Origin of the sequence: Nocardia sp. NPDC003269, from assembly GCF_042888005.1 — a bacterium.
Taxonomy (GTDB): domain Bacteria; phylum Actinomycetota; class Actinomycetes; order Mycobacteriales; family Mycobacteriaceae; genus Nocardia.
Window position 1 is genome coordinate 297,927 of the sequence record NZ_JBIAPA010000004.1, and the last position, 25,031, is coordinate 322,957.

The following is a 25,031-nucleotide window of genomic DNA, read 5'->3' on the forward strand; positions in this document are numbered from 1 at the left end:
TCAGCTACCTTCCGTTCCTGCGGGCACATACAGGTGCCGCTTCGATATGTACTGCACCACGCCGTCGGGGACGAGGTACCAGACCGGCCGACCCTCCGCCGCGCGGCGGCGGCACTCGCTCGACGAGATGGCCAGCGCGGGGATCTCGATCATCGTGACGGCATCGGCGGGCAGGTCCCGCAGATGCTCCTCGAGATGGTCGGTGTTCAGCTCGTACCCCGGACGGCTCACCCCGACGAACTTCGCCAGTTCGAACAGTTCGGTCCAATCCTGCCATGTCAGGATGTTGGCCAACGCGTCCGCACCGGTGATGAAGTACAGCTCCGCGTCGGGATGGGCATTCTGCATCTCGCGCAGGGTGTCGACCGTGTAGGTGACCTTGTTGCGTTCGATATCGGCCCGGCTGACCGAGAACCTCGGGTTGGACGCGGTGGCGATGACGGTCATCAGGTAGCGGTCCTCGGCGGGGCTGACCTGCTTGTTCACCTTCTGCCACGGCTGTCCGGTCGGAACGAAGATGACCTCGTCGAGCTCGAACCGGTTCGCGACCTCGCTGGCCGCGACCAGGTGACCGTGGTGAACGGGGTCGAACGTCCCGCCCATGACGCCGAGCTTGCGGCGCGGCCGAGCTGTCTCGTGCATGAGGTCCGAGCTTAACGGGGTTGCCACCACTCGACCGGACCGGACCGCCCCCGAGCGGCCGGGCGGTCGTTCGGGCCCGACGCCTGCGCGCACATCTGGGCGAACTGGGCGCGGGTGCGGTCGAGCTCGTCGGCGATGTGCGCGGCGGGCTCGGCGGCGAGCCGCTGATTCAGCTCGGCCATCAAGACGTCGATCGTGACCCACCACGGACCGCGGATCCGGCCCTGGGGTCCGCGCAGCTGTAACCACGCCGCCGCGCGCAGGCAGCGGGCCCGCGGCACGATCTTGTCCAGCTCACCCCACAGTCCCGCGGCGCGCAGATAGCCGCCCAGCGCCGCGGACTCCTGGCCGCAGCACTCGCGGGCGACGGCGGCCGACCACACCAGGTCCGCGTGCCTGCGCCGCTGAGCGGGCGAGCTCGCGAGCAGCCGGGCCGCCTCGGTGAACTGCCAGGCCGCCTGCCGGTAGCGGCCGAGCCGCAGCAGCGACTCGGCGAACTCGGCGCGGACCAGCGCGAGCTCACCGGGCGGATAGGCGACGGCGCCGGTGAGCAGTGGCCGGTCGAAGGCGGTGACCGCCTCGGCGTGCCTGCCCGCCCGCGCCCAGGCCCGGCCGGCGACCACCCACAGGTGGGCCGCGTCGGCAGGCGAGATCGGGTGCCAGCACGCCGCGGCGGCGGCCGCCGCCCTGGCCAGGTCGCGATCCCGGCGCGGTTGGGCGGCGATCGCGGTGACCAGGCGGGTGCGCAACTCGGCGAGTTCGCGTCCGTCGAGTTCGCCGCAGCCGACGACCAGGGCCCGGCGCAACTGTTCCTCCGCGGCGGCGGGCGCGTCGGCCAGCCGGGTCGCCGCGACATCGGCCAGCCGCCGCGCGGCCCGCGCGCCCGCGCCGGGACGCAGGTGCTCGGGGCGCACGATCTCGCCGGACGGCACCGTGCTGTGGGGTGCGCACGGCGACGGGACGGCCCCGGCGCCGTCGTTCGCGAGCGGATCGGTCACCGGGTCGACCGCGCCCGCCGTGCCACCACTCGTACCACCGTGTCGGACGACGCCCGTCGACCGAACCGCTCGTCGTCGCGCGACGCCCCTGCCAGCATGGCGGTGATCTTGGTGGAGGGCGCCTGTAAGCGGCTTAACGTCCGCTGAAACGATCAGCCGGTGGGGCGCTTGGACTTCGGCAGTTTGGCCACGACCGCGTCGTAGGAGGCGTCGATCAGCTCGCGCAGTTCGTCGGGTGGGACGGCGCCGCCGACGGTGACGCTGTTCCAGCCGTAGCGGCCGATGTAGGCCGAGGCGGTGACGTCGCCGGGATAGACGTGCACCAGTTCGTCGGCCTCGGCACGGTCCCGGCCGCATTTGAGACCGATCGCGCCGCCGTCACCGAGGAAGGCGAAGATCTTGTCGCCGACCTTGGCGACGATGTCGCCCTCCCACGGTTCGTCCTGCCAGGCACCGGGTTTGGCCAGGCAGTAGGTCAGCAGATCCTCGCTCATCACCAGCTCCTTCAGACGGGCAACAACCGGGAGACCACATCGGTCAGCTGCCGGGCCGACCGGCATTCGTGCATCTCGATCACCTCGCCGTAGTCGCGCGCCGCCGAATCGCCGGTGCCCCACAGGTTCCGCGGCTCCGGGTTCAGCCAGTGCGCGTGCCGGGCGGTGTCGACGAGCTGACGCAGGATGTCCAGCTTCGGATTGCGGTAGTTGGTGCGACCGTCGCCGAGGACCAGCAGCGAGCTGCGGCTGGTGACGGCGTCACCGAAGTTGTCGGCGAAGGTGGTCAGGGCCTGGCCGTAGTCGGAGTGCCCGTCGGCGTCGATGATCCGTGACTCGGTGAAGATCCTGGTGAGTACGTTGTCGAGGCCGACATACGGGTCGAAGAAGCCGGTGACCTCGTCGGTGCGGTCGACGAAGGCGAAGATCCTGACCCGGGAGAACTGCTCACGCAACGCGCTCACGAGCAGCATGGTGAAGTTGCTGAAGCCGGCCACCGAACCCGAGATGTCGCACAGCAGCACCAGTTCCGGGCGGCCGGGCCGCGGCTTGCGATTCACCAGATCGATCGGGACGCCACCGGTCGACATCGACGCCCGCAGGGTCTTGCGCAGGTCGATCTCGCCGCGACGGGCCTTCTTGCGCCGCACCGCCAGGCGGGACGCCAGGATGCGGGCCAGCCGCTGGCTGCCGCGACGCAGTTCGACGAGTTCGCGTTCGGAGGCGCGCAGGAAGTCGGCGTCCTCGGCCTGGCGGGCGACGCCGTAGGTGGCGACACGGTCGCGCCCGATCTGTTCGGCCACGCGACGGTTGGTCTCGGCTTCCACACTCGCCCGGAATCCGGCGATCCGTTCCCTGGCGATGCGCCGGGCCACCTCGGTGTCGCGGTCGCTCGCGTCCGGCGCCAGCGCGAGTCCCGCCAGCACCCGGGACAGCAGGGTCTGCGGCGCGAGGTCTTTCATCGCCTGATAGGCGGAGAACGACGGCCCGCGCGCGGACTGGTACTGGCCGAGCTGTTCGACGACCTGCCCGGCCAGCAGCTGCAACTGCTGACCACCGTCCTCGGCCGCGAGCAGTTCGGCGAGCTGCTCGCGCAGGGCGGGCAGGTCGATCTGGCCATCGGGTGTGCGCGGCAGCTCGCGCGTCTCGGCGGAGCGCTCCCCCACCGCGACCGGGAACCACAGGTCGAACAGCCCGTCGAAGGTGGCGCGGTGGGTGGGGCGGCGCAGCAGCGCGCACGCCAGCCCCTCCCGCACGGACTCGCGATCGAGCAGATCGAGCACGGTCAGCACCCGGCCCGCGTCGACGGTCTCCGACGGCCCGACCGACACACCACGGGCCCGCAGGGCCGCGACGAACCCCGCGACATGCCCGCCGAGGCCGTGCGGGGCAGGCGCTGTCATCTCAGGCCAGCTTCAGCTCGGCCAGCGCGCGCTGGTGGTCGCTGCGGTGCTTGAGCACCACGCCGAGGGTCGCGCGCACGGTGGCGTCGTCGAGGTCGCCTGCGCCGAGGGCGAGCAGCGTCTGGCCCCAGTCGATCGACTCGGCCACCGACGGCAGCTTCTTGAGCTGCATCCCGCGCAGCACGTGCACGATCCGCACCAGCTGCTCGGCGACCGACTCCGACAGCTCGGGTACCCGGCTGGCCAGGATGCGACGCTCCAGGTCTTCGTCCGGGAAGTCCAGGTGCAGGTAGAGGCAGCGGCGCTTGAGCGCTTCCGACAGCTCCCTGGTGGCGTTCGAGGTGAGTACCACGAACGGCTTGCGAGTGGCGGTGATGGTGCCCAGCTCCGGCACGGTGACCGCGAAATCGCTGAGCACCTCCAGCAGCAGGCCCTCGATCTCGACGTCGGCCTTGTCGGTCTCGTCGATCAGCAGCACCGTCGGCTCGCTGCGCCGGATCGCGGTGAGCAGCGGGCGCGAGAGCAGGAATTCCTCGGTGAAGACGTCGGCTTTGGTCTCGGCCCAGTCGTTCTCGCTCGACGCCTGGATCCGCAGGATCTGCTTGGCGTGATTCCACTCGTAGAGCGCGCGGGCCTCGTCGACACCCTCGTAGCACTGCAGCCGGACCAGTTCGGCGTCGGCGACCTGGGCCACCGCACGCGACAGCTCGGTCTTGCCGACACCGGCCGGACCCTCGATGAGCAGTGGCTTGCCCAGCCGGTCGGCCAGGAAGACCGAGGTGGCGGTGGCCTTGTCGGCCAGGTAGCCGGTCTCGGCCAGGCGGGTGATGACGTCGTCGACCGAGGTGAAGATCGGTTCCTGTACCAGTGTCACGATCACACCGGCCGAGTCTGGCCGTCGCCCCACACGATCCACTTCGTGGAGGTGAGTTCGGGCAGTGCCATCGGGCCGCGGGCGTGCAGCTTCTGGGTGGAGATGCCGATCTCGGCGCCGAATCCGAACTGCTCGCCGTCGGTGAACGCGGTGGACGCGTTCACCATCACCGCGGCGGCGTCGACGCGGGTGGTGAACTCGCGCGCGGCGGCCAGGTCGGCGGTGACGATGGCCTCGGTGTGACCGGTGCCCCAGGTGTTGATGTGCTCGACCGCGGCGTCGAGGTCGTCGACGACCTTCAGCGCGATATCGAGGGTGAGGTACTCCTCGCCCCAGTCGGTGTCGGTGGCCGGCACCTGGCCGGGCAGATCACCGTGGATGGTGACGCCTGCGCCTTCGAGTGCCTTGCTCAGCCGCGGCAGCGCCGACTCGGCCACCGCCGCGTCGATGAGCACCGTCTCGGCCGCGTTGCAGACGCTCGGGCGACGGGTCTTGGCGTTGAGCAGGATGGCCTCGGCCATGTCCAGGTCGGCGGCGGAGTGCACGTAGACGTGGCAGTTGCCGGTACCGGTCTCGATGGTCGGCACCTGCGCGTCGCGCACGACCGCGTTGATCAGGCCGGCGCCGCCGCGCGGGATCACCACGTCGACCAGGCCGCGGGCCTGGATCAGGTGGGTGACGCTGGAGCGGTCGTGGCTGGGCAGCAGCTGGACCGCGTCGGCCGGGACGCCCTGGGCGACAAGGGCTTCGCGCAGCACCTCGACGAGGGCGGCGTTGGAGTTCGCGGCCGAGGACGAGCCGCGCAGCAGGGCCGCGTTACCCGACTTGAGCGCGAGACCGAACGCGTCGACGGTGACGTTGGGGCGCGCCTCGTAGACCATGCCGACCACGCCGAGGGGCACCCTGGTCTGGCGGATCTCGAGGCCGTTCGGCAGCGTGGAACCGCGCACGACGACGCCCACCGGATCGGGCAGACCGGCCACCTGGCGCAGGCCGGAGGCGATGCCGTCGATGCGGGCCTTGGTCAGCCGCAGGCGGTCGAGCAGGTTCTCCTCGGTGCCCGCGGCCTGCGCGGCCGTGATGTCGGCGGCGTTGGCCGCCAGCACGCGGTCGGCGGCGGCGAGCAGGGCATCGGCCGCCGCGTGCAGGGCATCGTTCTTCTGCGCCGTGGTGAGCTGAGCCAGCACGCGGGACGCGACGCGAGCCCTGCGGGCGGCGTCGTGCACCGCTGCGCGGATGTCGAGCTCGGGGGTCACTTCTACCGTCATGGGTATCAGCGTACGCAGGCCGCCGGTCCGCCTCGACGCCGCCTGGACCCCGGAATACGGCTCCGACCGGCGGCGGGACCGAGTTGTCCACAGGTTTCGGGGCACCGCGGGACTTGTCCACAGGTCATCGGGTGATCCGGCCGGGAACCCGCGCCCGCGGTGGGGTCACCGCTAGATTTGCCGCATGGACCGCAGCGCCGCACCCACCGTCGTCGTGCTCGGCAGCGTCAACATGGATCTGGTCACCACCACGGCGCGGCGGCCCGCACCGGGCGAGACGGTGCTCGGGTCCGGCTTCGCGACCGTGCCGGGCGGCAAGGGCGCGAACCAGGCCGTCGCGGCGGCGCGGTCGGGCGCGCGGGTGCGCTTCCTCGGCGCGACCGGCGACGACGCGTTCGGGACTACGCTGCGCGCGACGCTGTCCGGCGCCGGTGTCGACATCTCCCTGCTGCGGACCGTCGACGGATCGAGCGGGGTGGCCACGATCGTCGTGGACGAGTCCGGGGAGAACAGCATCATCGTCGTCGCGGGCGCGAACGGGCGGGTGACCGACCTGACCGCCGACGAGCTCGCGGCGATCGCCGCCGCCGACATCCTGCTGTGCCAGCTGGAGATTCCGCTCGCCACCGTGGCCGCGGCGGCCCGGCACGCGCGCGCCGCGCACACGATCGTCGCGCTCAATCCCTCACCGGTGCGGCCGCTGCCCGCCGCGCTGTGGGCCGATGTCGACCTCGCCATCGTGAATGCGCTGGAGTCCGAACACTATTCGTCCGACCTCGACCGGATTCCGCACGTCGTGCGCACGCTCGGCGGCGACGGCGCCCGGTATCGATCAGCCGAGGGCACCGAGTTCGCCGTCCCCGGACGCACGGTCGACGTCGTCGACACCACCGGCGCGGGCGACGCCTTCACCGGCGCCCTGGTCGCCACCTGGCCCACCGGCCCACACCCGGCGCTGACCTGGGCCAACGCCGCAGGCGCCCTGGCCACCACCCGACTAGGCGCCAGCTCCTCGATCCCGGATCGCACCCGGATCGAACACGCGCTCACGGCGGACTGAGCGCCGTGCTCCGCCGATCGGTCCGGCTCGCGCCCGGCGATATTCGGATGCGCTGCCGTGGCCTCGGTCCTACCGTTGGTAGTACACCGAGGAAAGGACCGAACCATGTTTCCCGTCGAGCTGCGCGGTACCAGGGCGCAGACGCTCATGTGGGCAGACGAGCACGAGATCGAGCAGTCCGCGCTGCGCCAGCTCCGCAATATCGCCGAGCTGGAGTGGGTGTACGGACTGCGCGTGATGCCGGATGTACACCTGGGCAAAGGCGCGACGGTGGGGTCGGTCATCGCGATGCGCGACGCGGTCGCGCCGGCCGCGGTCGGAGTCGATATCGGCTGCGGGATGGAGAGCGTCAAGACCGGGCTGACCGCCGCGGACCTGCCCGACGACCTTCGTTCCCTGCGGTCGCGGATCGAGCGCGCGGTACCGGTCGGGTTCAACGCGCACAAGGAGGCGGTGAATGTCACCGCGCTGCATGCCGGTTCGCACGGCCAGTCGGCGCGGACGAAGGGCTGGGACCGGTTCTGGCGTGGGTTCGGCGAGCTGCACCCCGGGGTGTCATCGCTGGAGTCCAAGGCGCACAAGCAGATCGGCTCGCTCGGATCCGGGAATCACTTCATCGAAGTCTGCCTCGACCAGGACGACGCGGTGTGGATTCTGTTGCATTCCGGGTCGCGCAATATCGGGAAGGAGCTGGCCGAGCGGCATATGGCGGTGGCGCGGGCGTTGCCGCACAATCAGGCGCTGCCGGATCGGGATCTGGCGGTCTTTCTCGGGGGGACGCCCGAGATGGCGGCGTATCGGCGGGATCTGACCTGGGCGCAGGAGTACGCGGCGCGCAATCGGGCGGTGATGCTGTCGCTGGTGTGCCGGGCGGTGCGGGACGAGTTCGGCGAGCGGGACGTGCGTTTCGACGAGCCGATCTCGTGTCACCACAACTATGTGGCGGAGGAGATCATCGACTATGTGGCGGAGGAGATCATCGACGGGATGCCGATGCTGGTGACCCGCAAGGGCGCGGTGCGGGCGGGGGCCGGTGATCTCGCGCTGATTCCCGGGTCGATGGGGACGCGGTCGTATGTGGTGCGGGGCAAGGGGAATCCGGCCTCATTCCAGTCGGCCTCGCACGGCGCGGGACGGCGGTTGAGCCGGACCGCGGCCAAGAAGCAGTACACCGTCGCCGATCTGGTCGCGCAGACCGAGGGCGTGGAATCGCGGAAGGACGCGGGCGTGGTCGACGAGATCCCGGCCGCGTACAAGGACATCGACGAGGTGATCGCGGCGCAGGCCGACCTGGTCGACGTGGTGGCGACGCTGCGTCAGGTCCTCTGCGTGAAGGGCTGAGTCATCGTCGGCGCAGGGTGCCCGCCACACCCGCGCCGACGAGCAGCAGTCCGAGGACGAAGGTGAAGCCGCTGGTGATCCACGCGTTGAGCGCGATGTGCAGCTCGTCGGTCATCAGCGGCAGATCCCCCACCATCCGCCAGGTGCTCTCCGGCGAGACGAAGTAGACCAGCCCCGGCAGCACACCCCACACCAGTCCAGCCAGGATGGTCGCGATCGGCGTGAACCCGGCCAGCGCGCTGACCAGCAACAACAGCACCGCGCCCACGATGATCTGCAGGGTCGAGCCGAGGCGGTCGGCGGCGTCGCCGAGAATCACCCACCGGCTGGTGTCGAGCGCACCGTGCGCCGCCAGCGCCATCCCGAGCGGCGTCACGATCAGCGCGAGAAACGCACCGGCCACCGTCCGCGAAACCCCCGAATTCGTCCGGAACTGCGCCCCGGGCGGCGTCCATCCAGCAGGCGGGTCGAATCGGTTCGCCATGGAGCCCCTCCGGCAAGTCCGGTAACCCGCCCTATTGTCCTCCCCCATCCCACATTTCGCCGAGGGAACGGGGTACCCGACCCCGACCCCCTATAGACAGATCTCGCACGAACATGGGTAACTCGCCGGGTACGGGCTCACCTGGCCACCCACTCTCCGTCGGCCGCCGGACCGAAGCCCCCCGCACCTGACTCCGGCCAAAAATCCCGGAGAGGCGGAACTGTACCGGGGGTCGTCTCTGTCGGTGGGGTCGGGCAGCATGGTCGGCATGACCTCAGCGACCGGCCACGACGTGCTCGATCTGACGGCTCCCGACCTGCGCGAACGCGCCGAGGAGTTGTTGCGCGAGCTCGCCGGGCCGCAGGCGCGGTTGCGCGAGGACCAGTGGGTCGCGATCGAGGCGCTGGTGGTGCAGCGGCGCCGGGCCCTGGTGGTGCAGCGGACCGGCTGGGGCAAGTCGGCGGTCTACTTCATCGCGGCGAAGCTGCTGCGGCGGGCGGGGCGGGGGCCGACGGTGATCGTGTCGCCGTTGCTGGCGTTGATGCGCAATCAGGTGGCCGCCGCCGAACGGGCCGGGGTGGTGGCCGACACGATCAACTCGGGCAATGTCACCGAGTGGGACGAGATCCACGAGCGGGTGGCCGCCGGCGCGGTCGATGTGCTGCTGGTGAGCCCGGAACGGTTGAACAATCCGGACTTTCGCGATCAGGTGCTGCCCCGGCTGGCCGCCGACGCGGGGCTGGTCGTGATCGACGAGGCGCACTGTGTCTCGGACTGGGGGCACGATTTCCGGCCCGACTACCGCCGCATCCGGACGCTGATCGCCGATCTCGGGTCGGATGTGCCGGTGCTGGCGACCACGGCGACGGCCAATGATCGGGTGGTCACCGATGTGGCCGGGCAGATCGGCACCGACACGCTGGTGTTGCGCGGCACGCTCGATCGCGAGTCGCTGCATCTGTCGGTGGTGCGCTTCGACGACGCGGTCCAGCGGACGGCGTGGCTGGGTGCCCAGCTGGACCGGCTGCCCGGGTCGGGCATCATCTACTGCCTCACGGTGGCCGCCGCGCACGATCTGGCCGACGTGCTGACCTCGCACGGGCACACGGTCGCCGCCTACACCGGCCAGACCGATCCGGCCGAACGCGAAGTGCTCGAGGGCGCGCTGCTGAACAACGAGGTGAAGGCGCTGATCGCGACCTCGGCGCTGGGCATGGGCTTCGACAAGCCGGATCTCGGCTTCGTGGTGCACGTGGGCGCGCCGTCGTCCCCCATCGCCTACTACCAGCAGGTCGGGCGCGCGGGGCGCGGCACCGATCGCGCCGAGGTGGTGTTGCTGCCCGGCGCGGAGGACGCGCGGATCTGGAGTTACTTCGCCTCGGTGGCGTTCCCGCGCGAGCACATCGTGCGCGCGGTGCTGGCGGCGCTGGACACCGATCGGCCGATGTCGACGGTGGCGCTGGAACCGCTGGTCGAGCTGAACCGGTCGCGGCTGGAGATGGTGCTGAAGGTGCTCGACGTGGACGGCGCGGTGCGCCGGGTGCGCGGCGGCTGGCTGTCGACCGGTGAGCCGTGGACCTACGACACCGAGCGCTACGAACGCCTGGCCGCCGCCCGCGACACCGAGCAGCAGGCGATGATCGACTACCAGGCGACCACCGCCTGCCGGATGACCTTCCTGCGCCGTCAGCTCGACGATCCCGGCCTGGGCGCCCTCGACGCCGCGACCCCCGATTGCGGACGCTGCGACAACTGCACCGGCGCCCGTCCCGACACCACCGTCGACGCGGCCGCCGTCGCCGCCACCCGGGCCAGGCTGGACCGGCCCGGCCTCGATCTGGCACCGCGCAAGCAGTGGCCGACCGGCATGGCGAAACTCGGAATCCCGTTGTCGGGCAAGATCACCGGCGCGGCCGACACCGGCCGGGTGCTGGGCAGGCTCACCGATCTCGGCTGGGGTCAGCGGCTGCGCGCGCTGCTCGACGGCCCCGACGCGCCGGTGCCCGACGCGGTGTTCGACGCGTGTGTCGCCGTGCTGCGGGACTGGACCTGGGCCGCCCGCCCGACCTCGGTGCTGGCGCTGGAATCACCGCGCTATCCGCAGCTCACCGCGAGTCTGGCCGCGCGGCTGGCGCAGGTCGGGCAGCTCGACAACCTGGGCACCCTGCACACCAGGCCGGACCGGCCGCCGGTGTCGGCGGCGAACTCCGCGCACCGGGTCGCCGGGCTGTTCGACTCGTGGGAGGTGCCGGATCTGAGCGGCGTCGACGGCCCGATCCTGCTGGTCGACACGCTCACCGACACCGGCTGGACGATGACCGTCGCCGCCCACGCCCTGCGCACCAGCGGCGCGGACGCGGTCCTGCCGTTCGCCTTGGCGACGCCGACCTGATCGGATCCCGCGACGACGCACCGGCCGCCTCGCCGCCGAGCAGCCGCACGGCTTGCCGCCCGCGAACCCTCCCCGACAGGCCGCGATTCCCGTAAGCTCGGTCCGTACGTGCAGGTCAACCGGCCGACGATGGAGTCGACGATGACGTCCACAGCACCGAAGAAGCTCCCTCCACTGCCTGTGCTCCGCGCGATCGAACGGGTGCGCGACGCACTCGGCACCCTGCACCGGAAACTGGTTCCCGGCCATATCGCGCTGCTGGAGCTCCAGATCGCCGGATTCCTGTCCCAGGCCATCAGTGCCGCCGCCGAACTCGGCATCGCCGACGAGCTGGCCGAGGGCCCGCGGACGCCGGCGAAGCTGGCGGGGGCGCTCGGGATCGACGAGGGCGGGCTGCGCAGGCTGATGCGGCTGCTGGTGAGTTTCGGGGTGTTCGCCCAGCGGCGCGACGGCTCCTACGAACTCACCCGGCTCGGCGACGCGCTGCGCAGCGACGCCGAGGTGACGCTGCGCGATCTGTCGCGGTTCTTCGGCTCGCCATACCATCGCAACCACTGGACCCATCTGACCGACGCGGTGCGCACCGGCGAAGCCGTCGGCCAGGCCCTGGACGGGGCGAGTTTCTTCGAGTACGCGGCGGTGAACCGCGAGGTCGGCGAGTTGTTCGACAACGCGATGACCAGCGTGAGCACCCTGGCGATCGAGCCGCTGCTCGCCGCCTACGATTTCGGCCGCTTCGGCACCCTCATCGACGTGGGCGGCGGGCGCGGCAGCCTGCTCACCGAGATCCTCGGCCGGTATCCGGCGGCCCAGGGCATCGTGTTCGACCTGCCGAACGTGGTCGACGATCTGACCGCCGACCTGGAGGCGGCGGGTCTGGGACAGCGGTGCACGGTCGAGAGCGGCTCGTTCTTCGAGGAGGTCCCCCAGGGCGGTGACGTCTACCTGCTCAAACACATCGTGCACGACTGGTCCGACGCGCAGGCCGAGCAGATCCTGCGCACCGTGCGCGCCGCGATGCGCCCCACCTCGACGCTGCTGCTGCTCGAACTGGTGCTGCCCGATCATCAGCGCCCGCATCCGGGGAAATTCATCGATCTGGAGATGCTGGTGAACACCGAGGGCGGCCACGAACGCACCGAGGCCGAGTTCCGCGCGCTGCTGGCGCGCAGCGGCTTCACGCTGGTGCGGACGGTCGAGACGGCCGCGCCGGACTGCGTGCTCGAGGCCGTTCCGCGCTGACTGGCGGGTCGACACGCCGCCGCCGATTGTGTGTGCGACCCGCCACCAGTGTTTCAATGCGGCTATGACCAGGACCTCATTTGCTCGATCCCTGATGGCCGTCGCCGCGGGCTGTGCGGCCGGATTCACCCTCTTGACCGTTCCCGCCCAGGCGTCGAACGAGAACCCCCTCGACTGCGCGGGCGTGCCGGGCGCGCAGGCCGCGGCCGACCGCGAGAGCGCGCAGCGCGGCATTGCGATCACCCCGCTGTGCTTCAGCGGTGGCCTCTACAGCGGCATCCACGCCGGTATCCCGCTGGCCGTGCTGAACCCGCTGACCATGCCGGGCACCGCGAGCGTGTGCGTCGACGAGCGCGGAACCGTCGAGGCGGCAGCCAAATTCGAATGGACCGACCGGGTCCACGTGATGCCGATGTGCATCCAGAACCGGGCGTTCGGCGTGTACGAGCTTTAGTTCCGCGCCGCCGATCCGCGGTCCGCACGGAGTCGATCCGTGCGGACTTTTTTTGACTCTTGCCCTATACGTATACATCTACTTATAGTGAGTCGGACGGGACGCACAGTCGCCGCACAACCGCATACCGACCAGTGACGACGAGCCGGAACAGGGCTCGCCGCTCGAATACCCATGCCTATATGCGCATTCCGATATCGAAAAGGACCTCTCACCATGTTCGCCAGACTGGGGCGCGTCGTCGTCCACCATCCGTGGAAAGTGATCGGGCTGTGGGTGATCGCGATCGTCGCCGTGCTGTCCACGGCGCCCGCGCTCACCGCGACGACCGATCAATCCGCCTTCCTGCCTTCGCATTACGAATCCATCCAGGCGATGAAGCTGCAGGAGCAGGCCTTCCCGCAGCATGCCGCGCCCGCCGCGCTGATCGTCGCGGTCCGCGCCGACGGTGGCCCGCTGACCGAGACCGACTCCGCCACCGTGACCGCCGTGGCGGGCGGGCTCACAGCGCAGAACATCAAGGGTGTCACCGGCATCCAGGTGACTCCGCCTTCGGAGAATCGCCTGGTCCAGGTCATCGCGGTGCAGATGGCCAAGCTCACCGACGCCTCGGACAAGACCCAGGGCGAGGCGGTGCGGAGTCTGCGCGAGCACCTGAAGGATCAGGTCGGCGACACCGGACTGAAAGCCGGCATCACCGGCACGGCGGCGCAGACGCTGGACCAGACCGAGCAGGGTGAGAAGGGCATGGCGATCATCGGCATCGCCACGATCGTGCTGATCCTGGTGTTGCTGCTGATCATCTTCCGCAGCCCGGTCATCGCGCTGCTGCCGGTGATCACCATCGGCGCCATCTCGGGCACCGTCGGCGGTCTGATCGCCATGGCGGCCGAGGCCTTCGACCTCGAGATCGACACCTCGGTGAACTCGATCCTGCTGGTAGTGCTGTTCGGGGTCGGCACCGACTACATCCTGTTCCTGATGTTCCGGTACCGGGAGCGGCTGCGGGCCGGTGACGATCCCAAGACCGCCATGGTCAATGCCGTCGCCCGGGTCGGCGAGGCCATCACGTCGGCCGCGGCCGCGGTGATCATCGCGTTCATGGCGCTGACCCTGTCGAGCCTCGGGATGTTCCGGGCGCTGGGCCCGGCACTGGCGATCGCGGTCGCGGTGGCGCTGCTGGCCGGGCTCACACTGGTGCCCGCCATCGTCTCGCTGCTGGGTACCAAGGTGTTCTGGCCGTCGAAGGCCTGGCAGGTCGAGCCCAAGGGCGCCCGGTTCGGCGCGATCGGCGCGGCGATGGGCAGGCGGCCCGGCGTGTTCGCCGTCGCCTCCGGTGGCGTGCTGGTGGCACTGGGCGTGTTCGCCTTCGGCTTCAATCCGACCTTCGACCTGAACTCCGGCTCGACCACCGATGCCTCGGAGTCGGTGGCGTTCACCACCGAACTGCTGAAGGGCATGCCCGCCGGTGCCACCCAGCCCTCGGACGTGCTGCTGCGGTCGAGCACTCCGCTCGCCGAGGACCAGCTCGCGACCTATCGCACGGCACTGACCGGGGTCGACGGTGTCGGGCAGGTCGGGGCGCCGCAGCTGTCGGCGGACGGGACGACCGCGAACTTCCAGGTGACGCTGGCGAACGCGCCGGAATCCGACGCCGCCCTCGACACGGTGGCCGGGCCGCTGCGCGAGGTCGCCCACCAGGCGGCACCGGCGGGCGCCACGGCGGCGGTCGGCGGTATGACGGCGGTGTTCGTCGACTTCGAGGACGCGATGAACCACGACTACCGGATCGTGTTCCCGGTGGCCGCGATCCTGATCATGCTGGTGCTGGCGTTGCTGCTGCGCAGCCTCGTCGCACCGTGGTACCTGATGGCCTCGGTGTTCCTCGGCTTCGCCGCGACGCTGGGCGCGACGGTGCTGGTGTTCCAGCAGATCCAGGGCGAGCACGGGCTGATCTTCACGCTGCCGGTGATCATGTACCTATTCGTCGTCGCCCTCGGCACCGACTACAACATCCTGATGGTCGCCCGGTTGCGGGAGGAATCCCGGGAGGGGCACACGCCCCGCGAGGCGGCGGCGCTGGCGGTGCGCCACACCGGGCCGACGGTGGCCGCGGCCGGTCTCATCCTGGCGGGCACCTTCGCCTCGATGATGCTGGCGGGCAACAGCTCGCTGTCGCAGATGGGCTTCGCCATCTCGGTGGGCATCGCGATCGCGGCCTTCGTGATGGCGCTGTTCTTCACCCCGGCGGTCACCGCGCTGCTGGGCAAGCGGGCCTGGTGGCCGGGCCACGGTGGCGACAGCGACGAGGAGCGCTCACCCCGCTGGGCCGAGTACTCCTACGCCGAGAGCTACTACACGCCACCGGTGCGACAGCGCCGCTGACACGGAAGGCACCGCAGGTCCGCTCCCCCTCGGGAGCGGGCCTGCTCGTCTATCGTTGCCCGTGTGGCCAAGTCTGCGACACCAGCGGTGGAGCTACCGGTGGGTGAGCACACGGTGCGGGTCAGCAATCCGGACCGGGTGTACTTCCCCGAGCTCGGCGCGACCAAGCTCGACCTGGTGCGGTACTACCTGAGCGTGGGCGACGGCATCGTCAACGCACTGCGCGACCGGCCCTGCATGCTGCACCGGTTCCCCAAGGGCCTGCCCGGCGGGAAGGTGCATCAGAAGCGATTGCCCGGTGGCGCGCCGGACTGGATCTCGACGGTGCGGGTGTACTTCCCGCGCTACGGCAGGCACGCCGACGAACTCTGCGTGCACGAGCTCGCCGACGTGATCTGGGCGGTGCAGATGTCGACCGTGGAGTTCCATCCCTGGAATTCGCGGGCGAGTGATACCGAGTCACCCGACGAGTGGCGCATCGACCTCGATCCCATGCCGGACTGCCCGTGGTCGCGGGTGCGGCGGGTCGCCGGGGTGGTGCACGAGGTGCTCGACGAGCTGGGCGCGGTCGGCTGGCCCAAGACCTCCGGTGGCTCGGGACTGCACGTCTACGTGCGGATCGCGCCCGAACACGGCTTCAAGGAGGTCCGGCGGGCCGCGCTGGCCTTCGCCCAGGAAGTGGAGCGGCGCGCGCCCGCCGACGTGACGACCGCGTGGTGGCGCAAGGATCGCGAACCGGACCGGCTGTTCGTCGACTACAACCAGAACGCCCGCGATCACACCATCGCCGCCGCCTACTCGGTGCGCGGGGTGCCCGCGGCGACGGTGTCGACGCCGGTGCGCTGGACCGAGATCGACGACATCCACCCGCGCGACTTCACCATCGAGACCGTCCCGGCCCGCTACGCCGAACTCGGCGATATCCAGGCCGGCATGGACGACGCGGTCTTCGACATCACGCCCCTGCTCGACCTGGCCGACCGGCACGGCGTCGACGAACCCGTCGACCTCGACGAACCGTGAACCCGCCCGGCCGACCCCGCGAAGCCGGGGTGGGGCGGCACGGTCGCGCGCGAGAGGGAAGAATCGGATTCCGACACAGCTCGGCCGCACGGTGCGGCGTGGGCGGCCGAGCATCCAGGAGGTCTCCGTGCAGGAATCCGCGACCACGATCGCGCTCGGTCCGGACCCGCAGGCATCCCGTCTGCTGGAGAAGGCGGTCGTCGGGGCGGGTGCCCAGGTCGGCGAGCTCGCCGACGCGGAGGCGCTGATCTGGACCGGCACCCCGGGTGCCTTCCCGGCGACGCTGCCGTCGTCGGTGCGCTGGGTGCAGCTGCCCGCGGCGGGGATCGAGGACTACTTCGACGCCGACGTCTTCGCCGCGCACCCCGACGTGCTGTTCACCTCCGCGGCGGGCGCGTTCTCGCACAGTGTCGCCGAGCACGCGCTGATGCTGCTGCTGGCCGGGGTCCGGTATCTGCCCGAGCACCTGCGGGCGACCTCGTGGCAGCAGCGCGAGTTCTTCCCGCATGTCGGCTCGTTGCGCGGCAAGACGGTGACCATCGTCGGCGCGGGCGGGATCGGGCGGGCCCTGATCCCGATGCTGGCGCCGCTGGGCGCGCACGTGATCGCGGTGAACCGGTCGGGCACGCCGGTGACCGGCGACGGCATTCCCGAGGGCATGGAGACGCTGCCCGCCGATCAGCTGAGCCGGGTGTGGTCGCACACCGACCATGTGGTGATCGCGGCGCCGGCGACCGCGCAGACCCGGCATCTGGTCGGCGCCGACGAACTGGCCCGGCTCAAGCCCTCGTCCTGGGTGATCAATGTGGCCCGCGGCAGCCTGGTCGACACCGACGCGCTGGTCGACGCGCTGACCCGGGGCGTGATCGGCGGCGCCGGTCTCGATGTCACCGAGCCAGAGCCGCTGCCGGACGGGCATCCGCTGTGGACGCTGCCGAACGCGATCATCACCCCGCACGACTCGAATCCGCCCCAGCTGCGGCTGGCCGCGTTCGCCGATCACGTCGCCGCGAATGTGACCCGGTTCGTGGCGGGCGCGCCGCTGCTGGCAATCGTGGAACCGCGCCGCGGCTACTGAGCGATCCGGCCGCGCCCCACCCAGGCCGCGATCTGGCTGCGCTTGGCGAAGCCGAGCTTGGTGAGAATGTGCTGGACATGGTTCTGCGCGGTGCGTTCGGACAGCACCAGCGCGGCGGCGATCTCCCGATTGGTGAGGCCGCGGGCCACCAGGTCGGCGACCTCGCGTTCGCGCGGAGTCAGGGTGGCGCAGTCGTTCCGGTTGGCGGTGAGCACGCGTAGCCGCTCGGCCCAGGGCGGCATGCCGAGCGACTCGGCCACCGGCAGGGCGGCCGCGGCCAGGGCGAGCGCGTCGGCGGTGGCGCCGCGGGCGAGGTGGAGTTCGGCGAGTTCGCATTCGGCTTCGACGGCGAACCCGGGCGCGCCGATCGCCCGCGCGATCCGCGCCGCCGACCGCAGCTCGACGCACGCCGCGTCCGGATCATCCAGCGCGGCGGCGAATTTCCCGAGCCACAGGGTGGTCGGACCGAGGTAGTGGGCAGTGCCGCCACCGCCGGTGATGTGTCCGTCGCGGTAGCGCGACAGTCGCTCGCGGAAGTAGGCGACATCGTCGCGCAGACCCAGCGCGACGGCCACCGCGCCGCCGACGGCGAGCACATTGAGCAGGAAATACGGTGGCACCGGCCACTTCTCGGGCCGGCCGAGGCCGCGATAGAGCGGCTCGGCCTCGGCGATCCTGCCGCTGTCGACCAGGGGGAAGGCGGTACCGAGGGCGGCGAACAACAGCGTGCGGACCTCGCCGCGGATCGGTGCGTGCGACGGGGCCATGGCGTGCGGATCGTGGCCGGTGTGATGGCCGACGACGGCCCGCAGCGCGCGGAAGGCACCCTCCCCCGCGGGATGGCCCAGGGTGGTCGCGAGCGCGTGGGCCCGGCCCGCCCGGTCCAGCGCGTGCGCGAATTCGCCACGGGCCTGCGCCAGCGCCGCTTCGGCGACCAGCAGATGCCACCGCGCCATCGGGCCACCGGTGTGCTCGGCACACCAGGTCAGGCAGGACAGTTCGCCCGTGACCGCACCCAGATCGCCCCGCTCCCACAGGGCGTCGATGCGCCACAGCCTGCCCCACATCTCCACGGCCGGATCGCGGGCCCGTTCGCCCGCCGCGATCATCCGCGCGGCCAGGACGCCGTGTTCGGCCCGGTGGTCGGGTCCGCTGCAGGCGAGCTGACGGGCTCGCAGCGCCGCCGCGAGCACATCCGGATCGTCACCGCGATCGGCCGAGACCAGGGCGGCCCTGCTGGATTCGTCGACACCGTCGAGCCTGCCGAGATAGACGGCGGTCTCGGTGGCGCGGGCCAGCAGCCGGGCGCGCAGGGGTTCGGGCAGGTCGTCGGTGGTGAGCGCGTCGGCGCAGGCGTCGGCGATATCGCGATCCCAGCCACGGTCCCCGATCGGTTCGAGGACCAGCGCGGCCTCGGCCCGCAGCCCCGGTTCCCCGGCCGTGCGGGCCAGTGCCCGCGCGGCGGCGCAATCGGCGCGGGCGGCGGTCAGGTCGCCGGCCCGGACCGCGGCGACGGCGCGCTGGAGCAGCAGTCCGCCCCGGTCGACCGGCGCGAGCGCGGCGGCGTGGGTCAGCGCCAGACCGTACAGCCGCACCGCCTCCTCGAAGGCCAGCTCGCGCAGCGCCACCTCCGCCGCGCGCCGCGCCCAGCGGACGGCGGGCTCGTGCGCGCCGGTGACCGCGGCATTGGCCCAGTGCCAGGCCAGCGCGGCCGCATTCGCCTCGACCGCATCGGGATACAGCGCCTCGATGGCCAGCGCCGCGCGCTGATGCAGGATCACCCGCTGCCGCAGGGACAGGCCGTCGAGCAGGGCCGCCCGCACGAGCGCGTGCGCGAACCGGACGGTGCCCGGTTCGTCGGCGGTCGTCAGCAGCCCGGCCTCGATCGCCTCGTCGACGGCCGCCAGACAGTCCACCGCCGGGCGGGCGACCAGCCGGGCGGCGACCGCGATCGAGAACCGCTCGCCCAGGATCGACGCCGCCCGCAGCAGTTCCTGCGCCTGGCTCGACCGCGGCGCCATCCTGGCGCGCACCACCTCACGCAGGCTCGTCGGCAGGCGCAGGGCGCCGTCCGTGGAGCCGCGCATCGAGCGACCGAGTTCGCGCAGGTAGAAGGGGTTGCCGCCGGTCATGTCGAAGGCGTCGCCCGCCAGTTCGTCGGGCAGCTCGCGGCCCGCCTCCAGGCACAGGCAGCGCGCCGAGTCGGCCGGGGAGAGCCCGCGCAGCAGCAGGGACGCGGTGACCGGTTCGCGCAGGAGCTCCGGTTTGATCGCGGCCCAGCCGCCGTCGGTCGCACCGGCGCGTTCGATGGCGCACACCATGATCCGGCGCTCGCGCAGCGCGCGCACGACGTAGAGCAGCGCCTGCAACGAGGGCTCGTCGGCCCAGTGGATGTCGTCGACCACCAGCAGCACGCCGGTGTCGGCGCCGTCGAGGCCGGCCGCGAACCCCTCGAACAGCGCGATCCGGTCGGCACCTGGCGCGGGCGTGCCGGTGCCGAGCGCTTGGCGCCACAACCAGAAGGGCGGGGTGTCGGGGAGTTCGAGCGCGCGGGCCCACAGGGTGCGCACCCCGCGGTCACGGGCGCGCCCGGCCAGTTCGGCGACGAGCCGGGTCTTGCCGACGCCCGCCTCACCCGAGCAGATCACCAGGTGGGGCGCACCGTGCACCGCGTCGTCGAGCCGGGCCAGCAGATCGGCCAGTTCCCCCTCGCGTCCGATGAGCTCGGTGATCACGCCGCACCTCCGAGTACCAGAGCATACTCGCAGGTGAGGGCCCTACAGAAGGGTCAGGAGGCGGTCCGCTCGACGAACCCGCCGACCGTTACCACGTACTCCTTCGCTGTGTCGTCGTAGCCGATCGAATACGTGGTCGGATACCGGGTGCTGTGCTGATAGGCCTGCGGTTGCGGAATATCGCCGGTGAACGAGGGCTTGGTGAGCAACCAGTCCCTGGTGAACATGGGCTCGGTGAAGATGTACTGGCCGTCCCAGGCGCCGTTGATCAGGGTCTGGGTGAACTCGCCCGGCACGACCGGATTGCTCATGTCGACCCAGTGCACACCCATCGCGGGCACGGCCTGCACCTCGATCGGCTCGGGCAACGTCGAGCTGTTCGCGGGCATGTACTTCGAATCCGGGTTGTGCGCCGCCTTGGTCAGGAACTCCGGGTCCTGCGGGCTGATCGCCGCCACCGTCGCGTCGTCGACGAAATAGAAGTGGGCGTCGAAGTGCGGCTTGTCGAACATGCCGATCGGCGGGTGACCGTGCGGCACCCAGTCGAAGGTGAGGTGGTCGACCACCGTGCCCGCCGCTTCCTTCGGCAGCGCCAGCGGGGGGCTGGCGGGCGGCGGACCCTCCGGCATCGTGGCCGGCATCGGCAGGCCCTCCAGCGCCGCCTCCTGGACGCGCAGGCCGACCTCGGTCGGGGTGCCGCCATCGTCAGTGGTCACGAAAGTGCGGATCTGGCCGTTGCCCAGGGCGCGTTCGTCGCCGTAGTAGGTCTTGTCGGCATCGTCGCCGCAGGCCGCGGCGGTGGCCAGGACGAGCAGGGCCGCCAGTGCGGTGGTGATGCTTCGCGTGCGCATGGCGCTCACCCGTGCGTGGGTCATGGCTCCTCCGATCGACGGATCTGTCCCGAAGGTAGGAGCCACGACGGCGGTCGTCGTCCGCCGAAATACTCATCTCGCTACTCAGAGCGCCCGAAGTTTCCATCCGGACGGAAGAACGATGCGCCGGAATCGGACACGACCGTTAGGCTGTCCTCGTCCTGGTTCGGTAAGGATGGGATCGGCAATGGGATGGACCTTCAACGCTGACGAATTCGCGCACGTGTGGCGGGAATCCGGTCAGGACAGAATGCCCTTCCCGATCCGGGTGCTCGAATCACCGCGCACCGAGGACGAAGCCGCCCGATTGCGCGCCGACCTCGATCATCGACTACCCGGCGGCGGCGACCCCGACCTCGCCGCCTGCCTGCGGATCGTCGCCGCACCCCACGCCAGGATCGCGCTCGTCGGCGGCGCGCACACCCCCGGTAGCGAGATCCGGTTGCTCGCCTGCTCGGTCTTCGATCACGCGGTCCTCATCGTCCAGGAGCCCGGCACCCGGCCCGACTACGGTGGCCGCGTGCGGGTTTCGATCGGGCACACCGCCGGGATCGGGGCCAGGGTCGCCGCCTGTCTGCCCGACACCCCGCCCGGCCGGGAACCGGCGCGCGAGGCCGCCGCCGACGCCGTCCGCGACGAGGAGACCGTGGTCGCGGCCCATCCCGCGGTCCCCCGGATCCAGCGCCTGCTGCGCCGCCCGCACACCGCGGAGGGCCACATCCGCATCGAGACCGGGCTGGACCGCGCCACGCCGGTGCCGCCGGTGCATTACAGCTGGATCGATGTGGCCGGCGACGGCCGCTATCTGCTGCGCGCGGGGGAAACGGTGCACGTCGTGCCCGCCGCGGCCGGTCAGCTGGCCGCACAGCTGCAGCGCAGGCTCGCTCCTGTGCACAGTTCCAACACCAGAAGGTCCGGCTAGCCTGGACGCCGACGCACGATCTGGAGGGGAGACGCGATGACGATCGAGAGCAGCAGAGCCGAGATCTCCCGGTTCCGCAGCGCCGCCGCGGCGGGGACCGTGAAGTTCGATCCTGATGCCGCGCGCCGCTGCGCCGACCTCTACGAACAGCAGGCCGACCGGCTCGGACAGCTCCGTCAGCGCCTCGAATCCGCCGGTGAGGCAGGTGGATTCGGCGGTTTCATCTCCGCGCAGCAGCTGCAGGCCGGGTTCGCGCACAAGGCCCGCGACGCCGCCGATCTGCTCGACCACTACATCGAGGCCGCCTACCGGATGAAGGAGGCGTTCCTGCTCAGCGCCGGTCTGCTCGACGAGGCCGACGCCGCCGCGGCCGCCGCCCTGCGCGCGGTCGACCCGAGGCGGCGCTGATGGGCGGCACCGACCCCACCTACATCAGTGCGATGGAGCATTTCGAGTCCATGCCGCACGAGCAGATCCATGCCCGCACCCAGCAGATCGACGCCGCCGAGGTGCTCGACGCCTCGCTCGCCTGGCTGGAGAGCGCCGCCGCGCTGACCACGACCATGCCGCTGACCAGGTCCAATGCCGACCGCGTCATCGACGAGACCGGGTGGGAGGGTGCCGCGGCCGACGCCGCCTTCGCCAGCACCCGCAGCTTCGCCGACTCGATCGGCGAGCTGGCGACGGTCTTCGGCGAGGTCGGCGCCCGCCTCGGCGGCGTCGCCGCGGCCGCGGAAGCGGTGAAGCTCGCGGTGGTGGCGCCCGGCGGGTCCGGGCCGATCGGCACCATCGCGCGGTTGCTCGAGGCCGCCCATGTCATCGATGCGCAGATGGCGGCGGAGGCGTTGCGCCAGGAAGCCGTGCTGGCGATGAACATGATCTACAAGCCCGCGTACTCGCTGGCCGGGACGGGTGTACCCGCCTTGCCCGCGCCGCCGGGGTCCCCGGGGTCGCCGGGGTCGACGGAACAGGGACGCAACGGGTCGTCGCCGGGGTCACCGCAACCCGCTGCACCGCAGGGTGATTCGACGCAGGGCGGTTCGACGCCGGATACCGGAGGCACGACCGCGCCGGGCGGGAACGGCGAAAGCTCTGCACCGAGCCAGAATCCGGCCCCGAATACCGAAACCCCGAAGCCGGACATCACTCCCGCACCGTCGAGCGAGACACCCGCTCCCCCGTCTCCGGGCACCCCCGCCCCGACGACGGAACAATCCGCTCCGACCAGTGAACGACCGGCACCGTCCACAACCGATCAACCGGCACCTCCCGCTCCGACGTCGGAACCTCCTGCGCCACAACCGGAACCCACCACCCAGGCACCCCAGTCCCCTGCGCCCACGTCCGAACAGCCCGCCCCCCAACCGGAACTCGCACCGCCTACCCCCGAACCGGCGCCCCAGGTCCCCGCGCCGACATCCGAACAACCGGCGCCGGAGCCTCCGGCGCCGACGACGGACCAGCCCGCACCCCCGCCTTCCGCGCCCACCTCGGAACAGCCCGCGCCCCCACCCACCTCGGAACAGCCTGCACCGCAGCCGGAGCCCGCGCGCCCGACCCCCGAACCGGCGCCACAATCCCCTGCGCCGTCTTCGGAACAGCCTGCGCCGCGCACAGAATCATCAGCGCCACCCGCGCCGCAGACCGCTGCACCGGAAGCACCCGCACCGCAACCGGTTCCGCGAGCACCGGAACCACACGCGGGCATCGTGGTGCCGCCGGTCCCCGGTGGACCGGTCGATCCCGGCGGACAGCCGGGCGTCACCGGCCCGATCCCGGAAACGAACGAACCACGGCCGCAACCTGCGACACCCCCGCCCGCACCACCCCTGGACCTGGATCAGCCAGGCGTCATTCCACCCCGGCGGTAGGCCGCCGCGATCGCGGGGCCGGTCGACGTTCAGGCTGTCCCTCCCCTCGGCGGTCGGAGGTCGGGCGGTTCCCGTCGCCTAAGCGGCCAGAGGTCAGGCTGATCTCCTGGCGCCTAGCGGTGGGCCACATGTTTCGGCGCTGAACGGGCTCGACCGGTTCGCCCTGTGCGGGTGAACCGCAGAGTTCTGGAAGGGCACGACGCCGAGTCGCGGAAGCGAGTCCACTCCGGCGCGGCCTCGATCTCGGTCGCGAAAGGTCTACCCGTGGGCGATGTTTCCGGTGTCGGAGGTCCGGATCAGACCTTGACCAGGTCGTCGGCGTGGATGACCGGGCGCTGCATGGTGTCGGGGAGTTCGGTGGTGGAGCGGCCGAGCATGGTGGTCAGTTCGGTGCTGTCGTATTCGACGACGCCGCGGGCGACCACGCGGTTGTCGGGGCTGACCAGGTCGACGACATCGCCGCCGAAGAAGCGGCCGCGGACGCCGGTGATGCCCGCGGCGAGCAGGGAGCGGCGTTTGGCGACGGCCTCGACGGCGCCCGCGTCGATCAGGACCGCGCCGCGGGTGTCGGCGGCGTGGCGGACCCAGAACTTGCGGCCGGACAGGCGGACCGGGCGGGCGGCGAAGGCGGTGCCGACGGTGCCGTCGGCCAGCGCCGTCGCGGCGTCGGCGGCCGAGGCCAGCAGCACGGGGATGCCCGCGTCGGCGGCCAGGCGGGCGGCGGACAGCTTCGAGGCCATGCCGCCGGTGCCGAGCGCGCCACCGCTGCCCGCGATGACGCCGTCGAGGTCGGCGCTGCTGCGCACCTCGGGAATGAAGTTCGCGGCGCCCTTGCGCGGGTCGCCGTCGTAGAGGCCGGAGACGTCCGAGAGCAGGATCAGGGCGTCGGCGCCGACCAGGTGCGCCACCAAGGCGGCGAGGCGGTCGTTGTCGCCGAAGCGGATCTCCTCGGTGGCGACGGTGTCGTTCTCGTTGACCACGGCGATCGCGCCGAGCGACCGTAGTCGGTCGAGGGTGCGCTGGGCGTTGCGGTGGTGCTCGCGGCGGGCGAAATCGTCGGCGGAGAGCAGCACCTGGCCGACCGTGCGGTCGTAGCGGGCGAACGAGGTGCCCCAGGCGTGCGCGAGGGCCAGCTGGCCGACACTCGCCGCGGCCTGCTTGGTGGCCAGGTCCTTGGGCCTGCGCGACAGGCCGAGCGGGGCGATGCCGGCGCCGATCGCGCCGGAGGACACCACGACCACGTCCGAGCCGGCCCGCATCCGCGCCTCCACGGCGTCGGCCAGCCGGTCGAGCCGGTCGGTGTCCAGACCGCCCTCGAGGCTGGTCAGCGCCGACGAACCGATCTTCACCACGACCGCGCGCGCCGACACGATAGCCTGGCGCGCCGCACTCAGCTCCGAACTCACCCGCATAGCCTTACTCCCTGCACCGCGATCACCATCGTCGACGGTCCCGGCGCGAGCCGGTGACCCACCGCAGTATGCCGATCGAAC

Annotated in this window: 21 protein-coding genes; 10 read left to right on the forward strand and 11 right to left on the reverse strand. The window is 71.3% G+C overall.

The window, feature by feature from the left end:
* The 6 genes from nadD to ACFYWJ_RS29665 all read right to left on the reverse strand — a co-directional run bounded on the left by nadD (position 1) and on the right by ACFYWJ_RS29665 (position 5,679).
* The gene (gene nadD / locus ACFYWJ_RS29640) at positions 1–642 is read right to left on the reverse strand and encodes a nicotinate-nucleotide adenylyltransferase (protein ID WP_355278584.1); all 642 of its coding nucleotides are present in this window, start codon (positions 640–642) and stop codon (positions 1–3) included.
* An 11-nt stretch (positions 643–653) separates the two neighbouring features.
* Complete coding sequence (locus ACFYWJ_RS29645) at positions 654–1,640, reverse strand: hypothetical protein (protein WP_387162961.1); 987 nt, start codon at positions 1,638–1,640, stop codon at positions 654–656.
* A gap of 152 nt (positions 1,641–1,792) precedes the next feature.
* Complete coding sequence (locus ACFYWJ_RS29650; protein ID WP_355277166.1) at positions 1,793–2,134, reverse strand: MmcQ/YjbR family DNA-binding protein; 342 nt, start codon at positions 2,132–2,134, stop codon at positions 1,793–1,795.
* An 11-nt stretch (positions 2,135–2,145) separates the two neighbouring features.
* The gene (locus ACFYWJ_RS29655) at positions 2,146–3,537 is read right to left on the reverse strand and encodes a VWA domain-containing protein (protein ID WP_355277163.1); all 1,392 of its coding nucleotides are present in this window, start codon (positions 3,535–3,537) and stop codon (positions 2,146–2,148) included.
* A gap of 1 nt (position 3,538) precedes the next feature.
* Positions 3,539–4,417 (reverse strand): MoxR family ATPase, encoded by an 879-nt coding sequence (locus ACFYWJ_RS29660; protein WP_355277160.1) that lies wholly within the window; start codon positions 4,415–4,417, stop codon positions 3,539–3,541.
* Positions 4,414–5,679, reverse strand: a complete 1,266-nt coding sequence (locus tag ACFYWJ_RS29665) for a glutamate-5-semialdehyde dehydrogenase (RefSeq protein ID WP_355277158.1) — start codon at positions 5,677–5,679, stop codon at positions 4,414–4,416. Before ACFYWJ_RS29665 ends, ACFYWJ_RS29660 begins: the two co-directional genes overlap by 4 nt.
* Positions 5,680–5,863: 184 nt before the next feature.
* On the opposite strand from ACFYWJ_RS29665, the gene ACFYWJ_RS29670 reads away from it, so the two are divergent.
* Together ACFYWJ_RS29670 and ACFYWJ_RS29675 are read left to right on the forward strand one after the other, a co-directional pair.
* Positions 5,864–6,739 (forward strand): ribokinase, encoded by an 876-nt coding sequence (locus ACFYWJ_RS29670; RefSeq protein ID WP_355277156.1) that lies wholly within the window; start codon positions 5,864–5,866, stop codon positions 6,737–6,739.
* Positions 6,740–6,844: 105 nt separating this feature from the next.
* Positions 6,845–8,080, forward strand: coding sequence for an RtcB family protein (locus ACFYWJ_RS29675; protein ID WP_355277154.1), 1,236 nt, complete (start codon positions 6,845–6,847; stop codon positions 8,078–8,080).
* Position 8,081: 1 nt separating this feature from the next.
* Here ACFYWJ_RS29675 and ACFYWJ_RS29680 read toward each other — a convergent pair whose 3' ends face one another.
* On the reverse strand, positions 8,082–8,564 hold the full coding sequence (locus ACFYWJ_RS29680; protein ID WP_355277153.1) for a hypothetical protein: 483 nt from the start codon (positions 8,562–8,564) through the stop codon (positions 8,082–8,084).
* Between the two features lie 268 nt (positions 8,565–8,832).
* Here ACFYWJ_RS29680 and ACFYWJ_RS29685 point away from each other — a divergent pair, with 268 nt between their 5' ends.
* From ACFYWJ_RS29685 to ACFYWJ_RS29710, 6 genes are all read left to right on the forward strand, one after another.
* On the forward strand, positions 8,833–10,956 hold the full coding sequence (locus ACFYWJ_RS29685; RefSeq protein ID WP_355277151.1) for a RecQ family ATP-dependent DNA helicase: 2,124 nt from the start codon (positions 8,833–8,835) through the stop codon (positions 10,954–10,956).
* Between the two features lie 141 nt (positions 10,957–11,097).
* Positions 11,098–12,198, forward strand: a complete 1,101-nt coding sequence (locus ACFYWJ_RS29690; RefSeq protein ID WP_355277150.1) for a methyltransferase — start codon at positions 11,098–11,100, stop codon at positions 12,196–12,198.
* 94 nt (positions 12,199–12,292) lie between these two features.
* Positions 12,293–12,652 carry a hypothetical protein gene (locus tag ACFYWJ_RS29695; RefSeq protein WP_355277147.1) on the forward strand — a complete coding sequence of 120 codons (360 nt, stop codon included), beginning with the start codon at positions 12,293–12,295 and terminating at the stop codon, positions 12,650–12,652.
* Between the two features lie 216 nt (positions 12,653–12,868).
* Complete coding sequence (locus ACFYWJ_RS29700; RefSeq protein ID WP_355277144.1) at positions 12,869–15,037, forward strand: MMPL family transporter; 2,169 nt, start codon at positions 12,869–12,871, stop codon at positions 15,035–15,037.
* 63 nt (positions 15,038–15,100) lie between these two features.
* Positions 15,101–16,060 (forward strand): non-homologous end-joining DNA ligase, encoded by a 960-nt coding sequence (gene ligD, locus ACFYWJ_RS29705; RefSeq protein WP_355277142.1) that lies wholly within the window; start codon positions 15,101–15,103, stop codon positions 16,058–16,060.
* Between the two features lie 127 nt (positions 16,061–16,187).
* A complete protein-coding gene (locus tag ACFYWJ_RS29710; RefSeq protein WP_355277139.1) occupies positions 16,188–17,138 on the forward strand; it encodes a D-isomer specific 2-hydroxyacid dehydrogenase family protein in 951 nt (316 codons plus the stop codon).
* Here the strand turns inward: ACFYWJ_RS29710 and ACFYWJ_RS29715 are convergent.
* Together ACFYWJ_RS29715 and ACFYWJ_RS29720 are read right to left on the reverse strand one after the other, a co-directional pair.
* Positions 17,132–19,873 carry an AAA family ATPase gene (locus tag ACFYWJ_RS29715; protein WP_355277137.1) on the reverse strand — a complete coding sequence of 914 codons (2,742 nt, stop codon included), beginning with the start codon at positions 19,871–19,873 and terminating at the stop codon, positions 17,132–17,134. The two genes, ACFYWJ_RS29710 and ACFYWJ_RS29715, sit on opposite strands and share 7 nt — an antisense overlap.
* 53 nt (positions 19,874–19,926) lie before the next feature.
* Positions 19,927–20,748 (reverse strand): DUF5602 domain-containing protein, encoded by an 822-nt coding sequence (locus ACFYWJ_RS29720; RefSeq protein ID WP_355277136.1) that lies wholly within the window; start codon positions 20,746–20,748, stop codon positions 19,927–19,929.
* Positions 20,749–20,932: 184 nt separating this feature from the next.
* Between ACFYWJ_RS29720 and ACFYWJ_RS29725 the strand changes: the two genes are divergently transcribed.
* Together ACFYWJ_RS29725 and ACFYWJ_RS29730 are read left to right on the forward strand one after the other, a co-directional pair.
* Positions 20,933–21,667, forward strand: coding sequence for an ESX secretion-associated protein EspG (locus tag ACFYWJ_RS29725; protein ID WP_355277134.1), 735 nt, complete (start codon positions 20,933–20,935; stop codon positions 21,665–21,667).
* A gap of 36 nt (positions 21,668–21,703) precedes the next feature.
* Positions 21,704–22,075, forward strand: a complete 372-nt coding sequence (locus tag ACFYWJ_RS29730; RefSeq protein WP_355277132.1) for a hypothetical protein — start codon at positions 21,704–21,706, stop codon at positions 22,073–22,075.
* 19 nt (positions 22,076–22,094) lie between these two features.
* On the opposite strand, the gene ACFYWJ_RS29735 is transcribed toward ACFYWJ_RS29730, so the two are convergent.
* The gene (locus ACFYWJ_RS29735) at positions 22,095–22,544 is read right to left on the reverse strand and encodes a hypothetical protein (RefSeq protein WP_355277129.1); all 450 of its coding nucleotides are present in this window, start codon (positions 22,542–22,544) and stop codon (positions 22,095–22,097) included.
* Positions 22,545–23,834: 1,290 nt separating this feature from the next.
* Complete coding sequence (proB, locus tag ACFYWJ_RS29740) at positions 23,835–24,932, reverse strand: glutamate 5-kinase (RefSeq protein WP_355277201.1); 1,098 nt, start codon at positions 24,930–24,932, stop codon at positions 23,835–23,837.
* Between the last annotated feature and the right edge of the window lie 99 nt (positions 24,933–25,031).